At 63.5% G+C, this 14520-nt stretch carries 14 protein-coding genes; 7 read left to right on the top strand and 7 right to left on the bottom strand.

The window, feature by feature from the left end; translation table 11 throughout:
* Nucleotides 1-18: 18 nt before the first annotated feature.
* A complete protein-coding gene (locus tag AC27VE_RS03550; RefSeq protein ID WP_035212284.1) occupies nucleotides 19-1248 on the bottom strand; it encodes a metal-dependent hydrolase family protein in 1230 nt (409 codons plus the stop codon).
* A 173-nt stretch (nucleotides 1249-1421) separates the two neighbouring features.
* On the opposite strand from AC27VE_RS03550, the gene AC27VE_RS03545 reads away from it, so the two are divergent.
* The 3 genes from AC27VE_RS03545 (at nucleotide 1422) to AC27VE_RS03535 (ending at nucleotide 5773) form a co-directional block, all read left to right on the top strand.
* Entirely contained in the window at nucleotides 1422-2369 is a 948-nt protein-coding gene (locus AC27VE_RS03545; RefSeq protein WP_488703134.1) for a LysR substrate-binding domain-containing protein, read from the top strand.
* Between the two features lie 110 nt (nucleotides 2370-2479).
* Entirely contained in the window at nucleotides 2480-3499 is a 1020-nt protein-coding gene (locus AC27VE_RS03540) for an amino acid ABC transporter substrate-binding protein (protein ID WP_035212286.1), read from the top strand.
* A gap of 138 nt (nucleotides 3500-3637) precedes the next feature.
* A complete protein-coding gene (locus AC27VE_RS03535; RefSeq protein WP_488703045.1) occupies nucleotides 3638-5773 on the top strand; it encodes an ATP-dependent helicase in 2136 nt (711 codons plus the stop codon).
* Nucleotides 5774-5808: 35 nt separating this feature from the next.
* Here the strand turns inward: AC27VE_RS03535 and AC27VE_RS03530 are convergent, their stop codons facing one another.
* Together AC27VE_RS03530 and AC27VE_RS03525 are read right to left on the bottom strand one after the other, a co-directional pair.
* A complete protein-coding gene (locus AC27VE_RS03530; protein WP_488703044.1) occupies nucleotides 5809-6228 on the bottom strand; it encodes a type II toxin-antitoxin system VapC family toxin in 420 nt (139 codons plus the stop codon).
* Complete coding sequence (locus tag AC27VE_RS03525) at nucleotides 6225-6473, bottom strand: FitA-like ribbon-helix-helix domain-containing protein (RefSeq protein ID WP_280026648.1); 249 nt, start codon at nucleotides 6471-6473, stop codon at nucleotides 6225-6227. The genes AC27VE_RS03530 and AC27VE_RS03525 overlap by 4 nt, the downstream gene beginning before the upstream one ends.
* A 214-nt stretch (nucleotides 6474-6687) precedes the next feature.
* On the opposite strand from AC27VE_RS03525, the gene AC27VE_RS03520 reads away from it, so the two are divergent.
* Entirely contained in the window at nucleotides 6688-6969 is a 282-nt protein-coding gene (locus tag AC27VE_RS03520; protein ID WP_006222441.1) for a peptidylprolyl isomerase, read from the top strand.
* Between the two features lie 307 nt (nucleotides 6970-7276).
* On the opposite strand, the gene AC27VE_RS03515 is transcribed toward AC27VE_RS03520, so the two are convergent.
* The 4 genes from AC27VE_RS03515 to AC27VE_RS03500 all read right to left on the bottom strand — a co-directional run bounded on the left by AC27VE_RS03515 (nucleotide 7277) and on the right by AC27VE_RS03500 (nucleotide 11659).
* A complete protein-coding gene (locus AC27VE_RS03515) occupies nucleotides 7277-8017 on the bottom strand; it encodes an ATP-binding cassette domain-containing protein (RefSeq protein WP_488703133.1) in 741 nt (246 codons plus the stop codon).
* A 23-nt stretch (nucleotides 8018-8040) separates the two neighbouring features.
* Complete coding sequence (locus AC27VE_RS03510) at nucleotides 8041-9003, bottom strand: sugar ABC transporter substrate-binding protein (protein ID WP_006222443.1); 963 nt, start codon at nucleotides 9001-9003, stop codon at nucleotides 8041-8043.
* A gap of 18 nt (nucleotides 9004-9021) precedes the next feature.
* The gene (locus AC27VE_RS03505; protein WP_006222444.1) at nucleotides 9022-9963 is read right to left on the bottom strand and encodes an ABC transporter permease; all 942 of its coding nucleotides are present in this window, start codon (nucleotides 9961-9963) and stop codon (nucleotides 9022-9024) included.
* A 145-nt stretch (nucleotides 9964-10108) separates the two neighbouring features.
* Nucleotides 10109-11659, bottom strand: coding sequence for a xylulokinase (locus AC27VE_RS03500; protein ID WP_488703043.1), 1551 nt, complete (start codon nucleotides 11657-11659; stop codon nucleotides 10109-10111).
* Nucleotides 11660-11782: 123 nt separating this feature from the next.
* Here AC27VE_RS03500 and AC27VE_RS03495 point away from each other — a divergent pair, with 123 nt between their 5' ends.
* From AC27VE_RS03495 to AC27VE_RS03485, 3 genes are all read left to right on the top strand, one after another.
* A complete protein-coding gene (locus AC27VE_RS03495) occupies nucleotides 11783-12112 on the top strand; it encodes a YegP family protein (protein WP_006222446.1) in 330 nt (109 codons plus the stop codon).
* A gap of 212 nt (nucleotides 12113-12324) precedes the next feature.
* Nucleotides 12325-13260 (top strand): 3,5-dioxohexanoate:acetyl-CoA acetone transferase, encoded by a 936-nt coding sequence (gene kce, locus AC27VE_RS03490; protein WP_006222447.1) that lies wholly within the window; start codon nucleotides 12325-12327, stop codon nucleotides 13258-13260.
* A 42-nt stretch (nucleotides 13261-13302) separates the two neighbouring features.
* A complete protein-coding gene (locus AC27VE_RS03485) occupies nucleotides 13303-14502 on the top strand; it encodes an ABC transporter substrate-binding protein (protein ID WP_006222448.1) in 1200 nt (399 codons plus the stop codon).
* Nucleotides 14503-14520 lie beyond the last annotated feature (18 nt).

Genomic DNA, 14520 nt, shown 5'->3' with positions numbered 1-14520 from the left:
AAGGGGAATAAGAGAACGTCAGCAGGCGTTCTTGTGCAGCAGGCCGCGGTTCATGATCAGCTTGATCGAATCGGGTTGGGTCAAGAGCGCGATGTCGTCCAGCGGGTTGCCGTCAACAAGCAGCAGGTCGGCGTAGGCCCCTACGCAGACCTCGCCCAGCAAGCCTTCCTGGTTCAGGATTTCGGCGCCGATCAGCGTCGCTTGCTGGATGACCTTGGCATTGCCCAGCACGCGGCTGCGCAACACCAGCTCGTCCGCCTGCATGTAGTGGGTTTCGCCCAGCAGATCGCTGCCGTAACCCATCTTGACGCCCACTTCGTCCAGGATCTCAAGCGCCTTCAGCCCGTGCGTGCGCACCGTGGCGATCTTCTTCACGGAGTCCAGCGGCAAGCCATAGCGCTCACCGTCGTTGGCCAGGCCTTCATAGGTGATCAGCGTGGGCACCATGTAGGCGCCATGCTCTTTCATGACAAGCGCCGCCTCGCGGTCGACCAGGTTGCCGTGTTCGATGGTGCGCACACCGCAGCGCACGGCGCGCGAGATCGCGCGCGGCGTGTAGGCATGTGCCATCACGTACGTATTGGCGTTGCTGGCCTCTTCCACGATGGCAATCAGTTCCGCCTCGGAGAATCCCAGGTTCTGGATCGGATCGTTGGGCGAAGCCACGCCGCCCGACGCCATGACCTTGATCTGCGTTGCGCCCTTCAGGATTTCTTCGCGCACCGCCAGGCGGCAGTTGTCCACGCCATCCACCACCCGGCCGATGTTGCCGATCTTGACCGAGCACGGGCAAGGATCAAGCTCGTCATTGCGTTGACGGAAATCGCCATGTCCGCCGGTCTGCGACAGCGCCTTGCCCGAGCAGAACAGGCGTGGCCCGTCGATCACCCCGTCCAGCACCGCCTGCGCCAGCGCCCAGTCCGCGCCGCCCGCATCGCGCACCGAGGTAAAGCCCCGGTCCAGCATGCCCTGCATGATCGGCAAGGCGCGCAGCAACGCCAATGCGTTCGGCAGGGCCGCCACACGGCCCAGATTGAACGACGAGGCCACCACATGCACGTGGCAATCGATCATGCCGGGCATCAAGGTCATGCCCTTGGCGTCCACCACCTCGGCATCGGGCACCGCGATATCGTCCGCACTGATGCGGGAGATCATCCCGTCTTCGATCAGCACATTCGCCGCGGCTTCAAGGGCCAGCGATCGGGTATTCAAAATCTTGCAATTCTTGACAACAACCGGCTTCATAAATAAATCACGCTATCCGTTCGACATGCAGGAAATTCAGCATGGCGAACTCTACCGGTACAATCCAAACGTCCGATACCGGGTCTCCCCTTAGGCGTCCGACACAAAATTGAACAGCCTTATGAGCATTACTCATACCCCCTATGAGACGTCGCTGCCCCACCCTTTCTGAGTTGAATGCGTTCACCGCGGCGGCCCGTCATCTGTCGTTTTCGAAGGCGGGCAAAGAGTTGTTCGTCACGCAAAGCGCCATCAGCCGGCACATCGCCACGCTGGAAAGCTACCTGGGGCACGCGCTGTTCATCCGCGCCACCAACGGCCTGCAACTGACCCGCATGGGCGCCACCTACCTGAGCCTGATCCGGCCCGCGCTGCACACGCTGGAAAGCGCCACGTCGCAGGTCATGGCCACGCAGCAGTCCGCCAAATCGCTGAACGTATCGGCCGCGCCCACCTTCGCGGCGCAATGGCTGTTTCCCCGGTTAAAGACGTTCCGGGACGTCAACCCGGACATCTCCATCAATTTCGTCCGCTACAGCGTGGCCGATTACAAAAGCACCGAACTGGATTTCGATGCGTCAATCCAATATGGCTATGGGGATTGGCATGACGGGGACGCCATGTACCTGACCGGCCGGGAAACGCGGCTGGTCTGCTCACCGGAATATCTGGAACAGCATCCGATAAGCAGCCTGGAAGACATCAAGCGATGCACGCTGCTGCAGCACATTGAAATTCCCCTCTCTTGGGAATACTGGTTTTCAACGTATATCGGCGATTATGACCGCGCACGATTCGGGCCCGGGTTCAATCTGTTTTCGATGATTATCCAGGCGGCCTCGTCGGGCTTTGGCGTCGCGCTGATGCCGCACTGCCTGATCGAAAAAGAGCTGGCGACCGGACAACTGGTCGACATCTTCGACCGCACGTTTGAGAGTCCCCTTGGCTACTACCTGTGCGCGCCCAACTGGCGCAGCAATATGGAAAGCTACGATCGGCTGAGCCAATGGCTGTCGCATGAGTGCTTTCATGGCGTGCACACCGACCTGCAAGATGGGAAGCCCGCGACCGGTAAAAGCGGTGAAGCCGAATGCCGTTATTGCGACGCAAATTCCGCTTAGTGGATTTAACGGGAATTCCCTGATATTCCCGTTTCGACCCCGTAGCTACCATTCCGCGCACATCCGCCCACCGGCGGACGAATACCATGCGCATTCAGCGCGGAGACACCATGAAAGCACTCAAACATGTTGCGGCAGGCACCGCCTTATTCCTCTCGTCCTGGGCCGCTGCCAACGCCGGCGTGACTTTCGACAGCGTGAAGAACAAGGGCTTCGTCCAATGCGGCGTCTCCACCGGCGTCGCGGGCTTCTCCGTGAACGACAGCAAGGGCGGTTGGATCGGCCTGGACGTCGACCTGTGCCGCGCGCTTGCCATCACCATGTTTGGCGATGCTTCCAAATCCAAGATCATGGCGGTCAGCGCCGTGCAACGTTTCACCGCGCTGCAGTCCGGTGAAGTGGACGTCCTGCCGCGCAACACGACCCTGTCGTTGACGCGCGACACCACCCTGGGCCTGATCGGCGTCGGCGTGAATTACTACGACAGCCAGGGCATCATGGTGAACAAGTCCCTGAACGTGAAAAGCGCCAAGGAACTGGACGGCGCGACGGTATGCGTGCAGCCGGGCACGACCACCGAGTTGAACCTGTCCGACTGGTTCCGCTCGCAGAACATCGTATTCAAGCCGGTTGTCGTCGAACGCCTGGACGAGATCATCCGCGCCTTCGCGGTGGGACGCTGCGACGCGTTCACCGGCGACAAGTCCCAGCTGGCCGCGGCCCGCACCAACCTGGAGAACCCGGAAAAGTACGACATCCTTCCGGAGAACTTCTCGAAGGAACCGCTGGGCCCCATGGTGCGCCAGGGCGACGAGCAATGGTTCAACGTGGTCCGCTGGACCATGTTCGCCATGCTGGAAGCGGAAGAGTACGGCATCACGTCGAAGAACGTGGACGAGATGCTGAAAAGCACCAACCCCAACGTGCAGCGCCTGCTGGGCGTGACCCCGGGCATGGGCAAGAACCTGGGGGTGGATGACAAGTGGGCATACAACATCATCAAGCACATCGGCAACTACGGCGAAAGCTTCGAAAAGAACCTGGGCCCCAGCAGCCCCCTGAAGCTGCCGCGCGGCTTGAACGCGTCTTATCGTGATGGCGGCCTGATGTACGGCTGGCCGGTGCGCTAAGCGGCAGGATTTCAGCCTGAACGGCCGGCAGGTGCCCCGCGCACCCGCCGGCCGCTTGCATTGGGCGGAGCCGTTTTCGGAATCGTTACACTGGCGGCTGACTCCAGCGACATTTCTGCTCGCGCCTTTACCGCCCCGATGACGACAAGCTCCCCTTCCACCCAGTTCTTCCCTGCAGGATTTGTTCCCACCGAAGAACAGAAAAAGATCCAGGCTTCGCGCAATCGCACAAGCCTTGTGATCGCCAACGCGGGGGCCGCCAAGACCACTACGCTCGCCCTGCGCATCGGGGAGTCGCTTGCCAGGGGATTGGCGCCCGAAGACATTCTGGCCCTGACCTTCACCGACGAAGCCCGGCAAGTCCTGCAGGCGCGTTTGGTGGAAGTAGGCATCGCCTACAACACCGCCAAGCGGATTCCCGTCCAAACGGTTGAAACGTTTTCCCAGCAGGTCCTGTCCCGCATCGAGGACGCCAAGCCGGAACGGCTGCCCTCCACGCGCGAACAGCAAAGCTATGCGCTGTCCGTGCTGGACAACGTGGCCCATAACCACCCGCAGTACGCGGACATCCTGGATATCCGCACCCACAACACCGCCGTCAGCCAGTTCCTGGACAACTTGCTGAAGCTGAAAGCCACGATGATGCTGGCGCCAGACGGCGACGACGATCCCGAATATGCGGCAGAGACGTTGGGGCTGCCGCTGACGGATTATCTGTGGGCCATCGAATACGAGAAGCAACGCGTTGACGTGTTCGGTTATGTGGACGCCCGCGGCTTTTTCGATGCCACCTATGACCTGGCGCGCCTGCTGCGGTCCAGCCCCGATGCCCGCCACGACCTGCCCCGCTATAAGCTGGTGGTGTGCGATGAATTGCATGACATGAACGAAGCCTCGTTCTGCATTGTTGAAGCCCTGGTCAGCCTGGACACCACCTATTTCGTCGGCGTGGGCGACAAGGACCAAGTCATTTATTCGCACCTGGGCGCAGACGAAGCGTTTCTGCAATATCGCATCGCCTCCAGCTTCCCCGACTGCGCCAGCTTCCCGTTGACGATGACGTACCGCCACGGGCCGCATCTGGCCTACGCGATGGAAGCGTTCAAGCACAAGCCCGTCGATTCAAATCTTCCGGTGCGCACGGATATCCACGAACTGACCTACGCCAACACGCCCGGCGCGTGCGGCGCCGAAGTCGTCAAAGCGGTTATTCAATGGAAGCAGGACGGCAAGAAACTGGAAAACTGCTGCATCCTGTTCCGCGACGCCCACCAGTCCATCGAAATAGAAAACGCGCTGATGAACGCCGGCCTGCAATACCGCACGCTGACGATGAACAGCTACCTGCTGCGCGAAGAGATTCTGTTCCTGCGCGGCATGATCGCCATTGCGCTGGACGACTTCCACCACGTTGCGTCGCCGACTACGCGAGAGGCCATCGTGGAAGCGCTGGCGACCTTTGCAGAGGTTCCGCTGACCCCGGAAGAGCTAAGCGAGGCCAAATCCACCCTGGCCAAAGAACCGTCGGCGTTGAAGCACTTTTTCGATGGCCAGATTCAACGCGTAGGCAGCGTCTCCGCCCGCACCCGCATTGCGGATGCCGTGTCATTCCTGCGCGGCCTGTCCGTGGACTCGCCTGCCCACACGGCGCTGGAGAAAGTCTGCGACATCATGGACATGGATAAATTGGCCAAGCGCCTGTATGTGCACCCCTATGAAGCCTCGGTCGTCACCAAGTCCGTCAGCGGATTCCTCACCTCGGCACGAAACTCGGGAAAGACGCTGAATCAGTTTTCCGAATGGATTGGCGCGGCGGAAGCGTTCGTTGGCGCCCGGCCTGGGAAGAACGCGGTGTTGATGGACTGCATCATGAATGTGAAGGGCAAGGAATTCGACCATGTCGTCCTGCCGTTCCTGGACGCGGGCGAGTTTCCGAATCCGCTGCAGGAATTGGGGGAAGAAGAGAATCTGTTCTATGTCGCGGCGACACGGACGAAAGCGCGCCTGACGCTGGTTTCGTCGGAAGAAGCGGCGCGGCGGAGCGTGTTCGTTGACCGGATGCAGCTGGCGGCGATTCAGAAGCGCGCGGACACCGCGCTACGCCGCAACATGGCCGCGCCTGCGCAGGCGGTGGGTCACCGGGATCTTCGCGTCGCCTATGAGAACAAGGACGTGGTGAAGGCACTGGGGGCACAGTGGGATAAGACCAGGAAGGTCTGGTATGTGCCTAGCGGGTTGGATTTGGAGCCCTTCAAGCCGTGGCTGGCGGATTAATCAAGCGACGGCGGCGGGCACTGCGGAATCTGCAGTCAATAGCGCCAAGGATCTATCACGTTGATGCCGCAGTCGGCAAAATTCTTGACGTTACGTGTCGCCAGGCTTGCCCCCCGCGATCGAGCAATCCCAGCGATCATCGCATCAAACTGGCTAACCGGCTTGCCCATCGCTCGGCGCTCGGCAGCGATCTCTGCATACGCATCTGCGGCCTCACCATCAAAGTTGAGAACCTGCCCCGCCAGATCTGACGCAAAGATCGCCAGCACCGCTCGCAGAAGCGCATCCCGGCGCTGTCCCTCAGGCAGCAACCTGACTCCGCAGAGCAATTCGCCACGGGTGATCGTCGTCGTAAACAACGCCGTTCGCGGCTGCGTCTCAAGCCAGTCGACCACACGGGGATCGGGCTCTGGCCGAAGAATCTCCGAAATGACGTTCGTATCCAGCAGGATCATGCGCCCAGCTCCGGAGGCGTGCGTAGGGGTTCGCGCGCTGGAAGATCCAGCTCAAGCCCTCCCAACGGCGCGACACGCGCCCGGATCGCCCCTACGAGCGAAAGGCCACGGGGAGGCTCAGAGGACAGAGCGGCGCGGAGAATGTCGCGGGCCTCGTCTTCCATCGAACGCCCGTGCTGCGCCGCCTGCACCCGGAGCCGGGCCTTGAGCTGGTCATCGATGTTGCGGATCGTCATGGTCGCCATGAAAGCCTCCATTAGTCAATGACTGCATGTTAATCATTGACTAATGATGGCGCAACGCCAGGGAGACTCGGTCTACCCGTATCAGGCAGAAACACTGGCAACAGGCAGCGACCCGCCCAGAGAGGCCGGATTCCCCGTTTATGATTGCAGGGTAGCGAGCAACGCCGAATGCGTTACTCTCCCCTCCCCCAATCATTCCCCGCAAGGAGCCCTCATGGCACAAGCCTCCGCCCGTCACATCCTCGTTTCCACCGAAGCCAAGTGCAACGAACTCAAGACCGCCATTGAAAACGGCGCAGATTTCGCTCAGGTCGCCAAGGAAAACTCCAGCTGCCCGTCGAGCCGTGACGGTGGCAACCTGGGCACGTTCGGCCCGGGCCAGATGGTCAAGGAATTCGATACCGTCGTGTTCAGCGCCCCGGTTGGCGTGGTCCAGGGCCCGGTGAAGACCCAGTTCGGTTATCACCTGGTTGAAGTGACCAGCCGCAAGGACTAAGTCCCGCTGCTGCATGCAAAAAGGCCGCCGCCAGGGGAAACCCGGCGGCGGCCTTTTTTTGTGCGGATTCGCAGTCGTAGGATGGGTGTAGCGCGAGAGAATCCAGCCACCCGTACCAGCGCACATCGCGCGTAACCCATCAGGCAGCGTTGCCATACTTAGGCGTTTCAGCCATGACGCCGGCGCGGCTTGATGGGTTGCGCGCGTTTGGCATTGATGTGCTTGGGGCCGATTTCTCGCGCTACACCCATCCTACATGTTTGGTGTGCCGCCGATCGCGCGAGTCAACAACCCGCTGGCGCGTCCCTCATTCCTTCCCCGTCATCACCATGTGCGCCAGGGCATCTGCATTCAGCCCGGCCACGTCGCGTTCGATGACCTTCACGCCGCTCTTCAGGATCGCCACGCGGTCCGCCAGCGCCACCACGTCGGCCATGTTGTGGCTGATGAGGATGACGGTGCGCCCTTCCTCGCGCAGCTTGCGCACCAGGTTCAGCACCAGCGCCGTTTCCTTGACGCCCAATGCCGCGGTGGGTTCATCCATGATGACGACGCGCGCGTCCCAGCGCAGCGCGCGTGCGATGGCGACGGCCTGGCGTTGGCCGCCGGACATGCGTTCGACCGGGCGGTCCATGTCTTCAATGGGCACGGACAGGCGTTGCAGGTAGCCGCGTGCGTCCCGGGCCATGCGGCGCTTGTCCAGGACGCTGAATGGCCCCACCCGGCGCACCAGTTCGGCGCCCATGAAGACGTTTTCCCAGATGGACAAGCGCGGCGCCAGGGCCAGGTCCTGATAGATCGTCGCGATGCCTTGCACCAGCGCGTCGTGAGGGGATCCGAATACGACCTTCTGGCCGTTCAGGCTCAGCTCGCCGCCCGTGGGTTCTTGCGCGCCGGAGATGATGCGGATCAGCGTGGACTTGCCTGCGCCGTTGTCGCCGCAGATGGCCATGACGCGGCCTTCGGGCACGTCCAGATCGACGCCCTTCAGGGCCTCGACCGCCCCATAGGACTTGCGGATCTGGCGTAGCGACAGCGCGGCGGTCATGGTGGTCAGGGCGGTCACGGCAATTACTTGGCGGCGGGTTGCAGGAATTTCTGGACGTTGGTGGCGTCGACCAGCACCGAATCCATGAACAGGTACGGGCCGGCGGCGACGGTCTCTTTGGGCTCCTTCTTCACCACGATGCGATCGATGGAGTCGATGGCGCTTGCGCCCAGCTGTTCGAACGGGATCATCATGGTGGCGGTGATCAGGCTGTTGGGGTCGGCGATGCGGCGGTAGGTTTCCGGGCCGCCGTCGACCGACACCAAGGTGATGTCGCCTTTCTTCATGCCCTGGGATTGCAGCAGGTCGTCGATGACGTAGGCCTGGCCGTCAAACGAGGCCCAGACGCCCTTGAACTGGCCTTGATGGCGCAGGAACAGGGCCTGCATGCCGTTGCGTACGTCGTCGCGCCAGCTTTGCGTGCGGGCCATGCTGAACTTGGCCAGGTCTTTGACGGCGGTGTTTTCCGTCAGGACGGCGTCCAGCATCTTGCCGCGGATGCGGGTGCCGGAGTTGCCGTCGAAGCGGGCGGACAGGATGTTGCCCTGGTAGCCCATCTTGCCCAGCAGATACAGCACCGACTGCGCGCCGGTGGCGTATTCATTGACTTCGACGTCGAACAGCATGTGCGGGCTGGCGCCGGACATCACGCCCACGACGGGGATGCCCTTCTCTTTGGCGGCTTGCAGCTGGGCGTCGGTTTCCACGGGTTTGCCCATGGCGACGACGATGGCGTCGACCTTTTTGTTGACCAGGGTGTCCAGTTGTTCGGCCAGTTTGGGCAGCGAGCCTTCGGCGTTCAGTTGGGTAACGGTCCAGCCTTTGGCGCGGGCGGCTTCGGCCGCGGCGTTGGCGACGCGGGCGTGCGTTTCGGACGACATCTGAAAGGCGACGATGCCGACGTCAAAGGCGTAGGCAGCGCTGGCCACCAGCGATTGCAGGGCGAATGCGCTGGCAAGCAGCGTGCGCTTCAAGGTTTTGGTCATGGTGGTTTCCCCTTCGGATCAGAATTTGAAGGCCGCTTTCTTCAGGACGGCCGATGACACCGCGACGGACGCGATCATGATGAAACCCAGCACGATGTCCTGCACGTAGTACGGCGCGCCCATCAGAACCAGACCGTTGCCCAGCACCTTCAGGATCAGCGCAGCGACGAGCGTGCCAGGGATGTTGGCGTGGCCGGGGTTGAACATGGTCATGCCCAGCAAGACGGCGGCGATCGCGTACAGGAAGTAGTCGCCGGCCATGTTGGGCGCGGCGGACGACAGGCTGGATGTCAGCAACACGGCGGCCAGCCCTGCGCACAGGCCGGACAGAGCCAGGCCGATGCTTTTCATGGCGCGGATGTTGATGCCGGCCAGCCGCGCGGATTCCCCGGCTTCGCCGGTGGCGGTCATGCGGGCGCCGGTGCGGGTCCATTTGATCAGGAAGTAGGCGACCAGCACCGCGCCCAGCATCCACAGCACCAAGGCGGGAATGCCAAAGGGCTTGGCGCGAGCCAGGTCCGTGAAGGTGGCGGGCCAGCGGCCGACGTAGGACACGCCGTCGGTCAGCATGAAGGCGAAGCCGCGTGCCATGGCGGCCATGCCTAGGGTGGCGATCAAGGACGGGACGCGCAGGCGGGTGACGGCGATGCCGTTGACCAGGCCGCAAAGCAGGCCAACGCCCAGGCCCGCCGCGATGGCGATCAACACCGGCTGCCCCGTGTGCACCAGGGCGCCGGTGACGACGGCCGCCAGACTGGCGACGTCGGCCACTGACAGGTCCAGTTCGGCGGTCACCAGCGCCAGCGTGAAGCCGATGGCAATGATGGCCAGGAAGCTGGTTTCCTTGGCGATGTTCAACAGATTGTTCGGTGCCGCGAAATTCGGGGCGGCGATTGCGAAGAAGCCCACCAGGACCAATCCCGCGATTGCCGTGCCGTACTTTTCCAGGATGCCGCGCATCGACTCAACCCTTGCTGCGTTGGTATTCGTTGTAGTGCAAGGGTTATCCACCGCCTGCCGGGCGTTCGCGCCCTGATGGCGTAGGAGTTTATACCCCGACGGTGCCGCAAGGGGCTGCCAGGCGGCGCAAGCGCACCTAGGGTTTTTACGGCAACCGCATCCCGGCCAGCGCGTGCGACACCGGCGTCAGCGCTGCTTCCGCCGCGCGGAACTGGGCGTACAGCTGGCGGTAAGCGGCGCTGCGGTCAGCCTGGGGTTCGTAGCGGTGCGCCGTGCGGACCAGCGCGTCCTGCGCCTGCGCGAAGCTGCCGTAGCGGCCCAGCGCCGTCCAGCCAGCTACGGCCGCACCGACGACACCGGGTTGTTCCGCTTGGCCGACGACGACAGCGCGTTCGCAGATGTCGGCCTTGACCTGGCACCACTGCGGGCTGGACGCGGCGCCGCCGCCAAAGCGAATTTCCCCCACCGGCGCGCCCAGGGCGGCCTCGGCGCGCTCCAGGACGGTGCGGTTCAGGAAGGCCACGCCCTCCAGCACGGCCCACGCCAGGTCGCCTGCGCCATGCCGCCGGTTCAGGCCAAGGAATGCCCCGCGCAGGTGCGGGTCCCAGTACGGGACGCGCTCGCCCTGCAGGTACGGCAGGAACAAGGCGGGTTGCGGGTCGCGCGGCGCATTCAACAAAGCGTCCATGGCGGTGCCCACGCCCGCCATGCCCTCGGCGCCCAGGCGGCCCAGCAGCGGCAACAGCCAGGCTACCGTGTCCGCGCCGTTCTGGCCTGGGCCGCCGATCTGGTGGTGGCCGCTGCCCCAGTCCACGGTCATCAGGCCCTGGGCCTGCACGGGCTCGGCGCCCACCGCGCCAAAGACTTCGGTGGTGCCCGATATGTTGTAGGCGTAGCCCGAGCGCAGCGCGCCCAGGCCGGCCACCGCAGCCCAGGTGTCGTTCGCGCAGGCGACGACGCTGCGGCCCGCCAAACGGGCCAGAGTGCCCGGCAGGCCGGCTTGCACGGGCCCGACAATATCCAGGGGGCTCAGCAAGGGGGGCACCCAGGCGGGATCGGCGCCCAGGGCCGTCAGCAGATCAGGCCCGGCCGCGTGCCCCCGGGCAGCAGCAGCCAGACGCGCCATCGACACGGTATCGCTGGCCGCCGTGCCCGTCAGGCGAAAATTCAGGTAGTCCTTGGGTTCCAGCACGACCCGCACCCGCGCCGCATGCTGCGGCTCGGCGCGCAGCAGCCACGCCAGCCGCGCCCAAGGGTGGAAGGCATTGATCTGCTGGTTTTCGGGATGGCCGGACGGCATGGCCGCCAGCCATTCGGCCACATCCGCGGCAGTGCGTGTGTCGCGCCAGGTGATGGCAGGGCGAATGGCGGCGCCTTGCGCGTCGACGAAGACCTGGGTGCGCGTGATGCCGCAGATGGCGATCGCCTGCACGGCGTCGAAGGCAGCGCCGGCCTGGGTGGCCAAGGTGTCGGACAGGGATTGCAGGCCGCGCCACCAGGCATCGGCGTCGATGTCGTCCCAACCCGGATGCGGCCCGGCGCCTGCGGGGCTATCGATGGCGCAGGAATGGGCAATGCCGCCGCATTCATCCACCAGCGCCGCGCGAAAGCGCGTACCGCCCAGGTCCACCGCCAGGACGTATCCGCTGCGGGGCGTTTGAGGGGAAGACGGGGAAGGAAGCGGGCGGTCGGACATAGCGCCCGATTGTATTTCAGCCTGCTGTTCCAAAGTCGCCCGCATCAAGTATTCTCGGCAGACGCCACCCGGCGTGTTGCAAGTTGCCCAAGCGTTACCCCTTCAACAAGAACGGAGACGACGATGAGCGGTTACTTTGTACTGAAGCGCAGCGGGACGCAGTTCATGTTCAATCTGCACGCGGGTAATCACGAGGTGATCCTGACCAGCGAGCAATACACGACCAAGGCCTCGGCCGAAGGCGGCATTGCCGCGGTGCAGAAATATTCCGCCGACGAGGCGCGCTACATGCGCAAGACGGCAAAAGACGGCTCGCACTACTTCACGCTGGTGGCGGCGAACGGCGAATCGGTCGGGCGCAGCGAAATGTATTCGACGGCCCAGGCGCGAGACAAAGGCATCGAATCCGTCAAGACGAACGGCCCCAAGTCGCCGACCAAAGATCAGACCTGAGTGCGTTTTCGATTACGGCCGCCGCCCGCCCTGGGCGGCGGCTTTTTATCGGGCCGCGCCAGCCCGGCGCATCCTCGTTGCGCCGCAGCACCGTAAAGCCTATCAGTTGATAATTTCTGTTCAGGTGACAAGGCCAGGACCGTGCGACAGAATGGGCCGCACCCGGAGGAGACAGCCGGGGCCCATAAGAAAACACGAATCGTCCAAGGCCCATGAAGAAACGCAAAAACAATGTGATCATCACCTGCGCCATTACCGGCTCGGTGCACACGCCGTCGATGTCGCCGTACCTGCCGGTGACGCCCGACCAGATCGCGCAGTCGGCGCTGGAAGCCGCCGAGGCCGGCGCGGCAATCGTGCATCTGCATGCGCGCGATCCCCAGACCGGCCGGCCCACGCAGGACCCCGCGCTGTACGCGCAGTTCCTGCCGCGCATCAAGGCGGCCAGCGATGTGGTCATCAACATCACCACCGGCGGTTCGCCCGTGCTGCCGGTCAGCGAACGCATGCTGCCCGCCACCACGTTCAAGCCCGAAGTGGCGTCGTTGAACATGGGGTCGATGAACTTCGGCATGTATGAATTGCTGGAACGCTTCAAGGAATTCAAGCACGACTGGGAACGCCCGTATCTGGAAGGCAGCAACGACCTGATTTTCAAGAACACGTTCAAGGACATCGAGCACATCCTCAGGTCCTGCAACGACAACGGCACGCGTTTCGAGATCGAGTGCTACGACATCGGGCATCTGTACACGGCCGCGCACTTCGTGGACAAGGGCCTGCTGAAGCCGCCCTTCCTGATCCAGTCCGTCTTCGGCATCCGCGGCGGCATCGGCACGCACCCCGAAGACGTGATGATGATGCGCCGCACGGCCGACCGCCTGTTCGGCGACGACTACCGGTGGTCGGTGCTGGCCGCCGGACGCAAACAGACGCCGCTGGCCACCCAGGCCGCCACGATGGGCGGTTACGTGCGCGTGGGCCTGGAAGATTCGCTGTGGGATGGGCCGGGCGAACTGGCGCATTCGAACGCCGACCAGGTGCGGCGCATCCGCCGCATTCTGGAAGACCTGTCGCTCACCATCGCTACGCCTGACGACGCGCGCGACATCCTGCAGCTCAAAGGCCGGGACAACGTCGCGTTCTGACGCGTCACCGGAACCACACCAAAACCCTCGCGGGGAGACCTCATGAAAAAGACCTTGAATGCGGCCGTGGCCGCCGTATTGCTGAGCCTGGGCGGCGCGGCCAGCGCCGATGACGGCGTGATCCGCATCGGCTTCATCACCGACATGTCGGGCTTGTCCGCGGACGCCGACGGCCCCGGCGGCGCCGAGGCCATCAAGATGGCGGTGGCGGACATGGGCGGCGCCGTGGCGGGCAAGAAGATCGAGGTGCTGGTGGCCGACCACCAGAACCGCGCCGACATCGCCTCGTCCCGCGCCCGGGAATGGCTGGACCAGAAAGGCGTCGACATGCTGATCGCCGGCGCGAACTCCGCGGCCGCGCTTGCGATGGCGAAGGTGGCCGAAGAGAAGAAGACGCCCTTCTTCGTCGTCAGCGCGGGGGCCTCCGAATTGACCAATGCGCAATGCACGCCCTACACGGTGCATTACGTGTACGACACGGTGTCACTGTCGCGCGGCACGGCCCGCGCGATGCTGAAGGAGGGCAACAAGGACTGGTTCTTCCTGACGGTGGACCACGCCTTTGGCCACGCGCTGGAGCGCGACGCGTCGGCGGTCGTGCAGGCCGACGGCGGCCAGGTGAAGGGCCGCGTGCGGCACCCGTTGAACTCGGCGGACTTCTCGTCGTTCATCCTGCAGGCGCAGGCATCGGGTGCGACGGTGCTGGGGCTGGCCAATTCAGCCAACGACACCAGCAACGCCGTCAAGGCCGCAGCGGAATTCGGCCTGACGCCCAAAATGAAGATCGCCGGCCTGCTGGTGCTGATCACCGACATCCACGCGCTTGGCCTGGCGGCGGCTCAAGACATGTACCTGACGACGGCGTGGTACTGGGACCAGGACGATGCGTCGCGAAAGTGGGCAGCGCGCTTTGAAGAACGCATGAAGAAAAAGCCATCCATGCTGCAGGCGGGCGACTACTCCGTGACGACCACCTATCTGAAGGCGGTGCAGGCCACCGGCACCACCGACGGCGACACGATCATGAAGTGGCTGAAGGCCAACCCCGTGAACGACTTCTTCGCCAAGGACGCGCACATCCGCGCTGACGGCCTGATGGTGCACGACATGTACCTGATGCAGGTGAAAAAACCGTCCGAATCCAAGGGGCCGTGGGACTACTACAAGCTGATCGCGCAGATTCCCGGCGACCAGATCTACACATCGCCGCAGGAATCCACCTGCCGCCTGATGAAACCCTGATCCGAACGCATCCCGGGA

The organism is Achromobacter sp. 18P8.1.1, from assembly GCF_057799415.1.
This window is presented reverse-complemented; position numbering and strand designations above follow the sequence as displayed.

Bases quoted from the DNA above. Each gene is read 5' to 3' on its own strand.
- AC27VE_RS03525 (WP_280026648.1), bottom strand. From the start codon at position 6,473: ATGGCGACCATGACGATCCGCAACATCGATGACCAGCTCAAGGCCCGG.
- AC27VE_RS03540 (WP_035212286.1), top strand. From the start codon at position 2,480: ATGAAAGCACTCAAACATGTTGCGGCAGGCACCGCCTTATTCCTCTCG.
- AC27VE_RS03500 (WP_488703043.1), bottom strand. From the start codon at position 11,659: ATGTCCGACCGCCCGCTTCCTTCCCCGTCTTCCCCTCAAACGCCCCGC.
- AC27VE_RS03505 (WP_006222444.1), bottom strand. From the start codon at position 9,963: ATGCGCGGCATCCTGGAAAAGTACGGCACGGCAATCGCGGGATTGGTC.
- AC27VE_RS03530 (WP_488703044.1), bottom strand. From the start codon at position 6,228: ATGATCCTGCTGGATACGAACGTCATTTCGGAGATTCTTCGGCCAGAG.
- AC27VE_RS03485 (WP_006222448.1), top strand. From the start codon at position 13,303: ATGAAAAAGACCTTGAATGCGGCCGTGGCCGCCGTATTGCTGAGCCTG.
- AC27VE_RS03510 (WP_006222443.1), bottom strand. From the start codon at position 9,003: ATGACCAAAACCTTGAAGCGCACGCTGCTTGCCAGCGCATTCGCCCTG.
- AC27VE_RS03495 (WP_006222446.1), top strand. From the start codon at position 11,783: ATGAGCGGTTACTTTGTACTGAAGCGCAGCGGGACGCAGTTCATGTTC.
- AC27VE_RS03535 (WP_488703045.1), top strand. From the start codon at position 3,638: ATGACGACAAGCTCCCCTTCCACCCAGTTCTTCCCTGCAGGATTTGTT.
- AC27VE_RS03550 (WP_035212284.1), bottom strand. From the start codon at position 1,248: ATGAAGCCGGTTGTTGTCAAGAATTGCAAGATTTTGAATACCCGATCG.
- kce (WP_006222447.1), top strand. From the start codon at position 12,325: ATGAAGAAACGCAAAAACAATGTGATCATCACCTGCGCCATTACCGGC.
- AC27VE_RS03520 (WP_006222441.1), top strand. From the start codon at position 6,688: ATGGCACAAGCCTCCGCCCGTCACATCCTCGTTTCCACCGAAGCCAAG.
- AC27VE_RS03515 (WP_488703133.1), bottom strand. From the start codon at position 8,017: ATGACCGCCGCGCTGTCGCTACGCCAGATCCGCAAGTCCTATGGGGCG.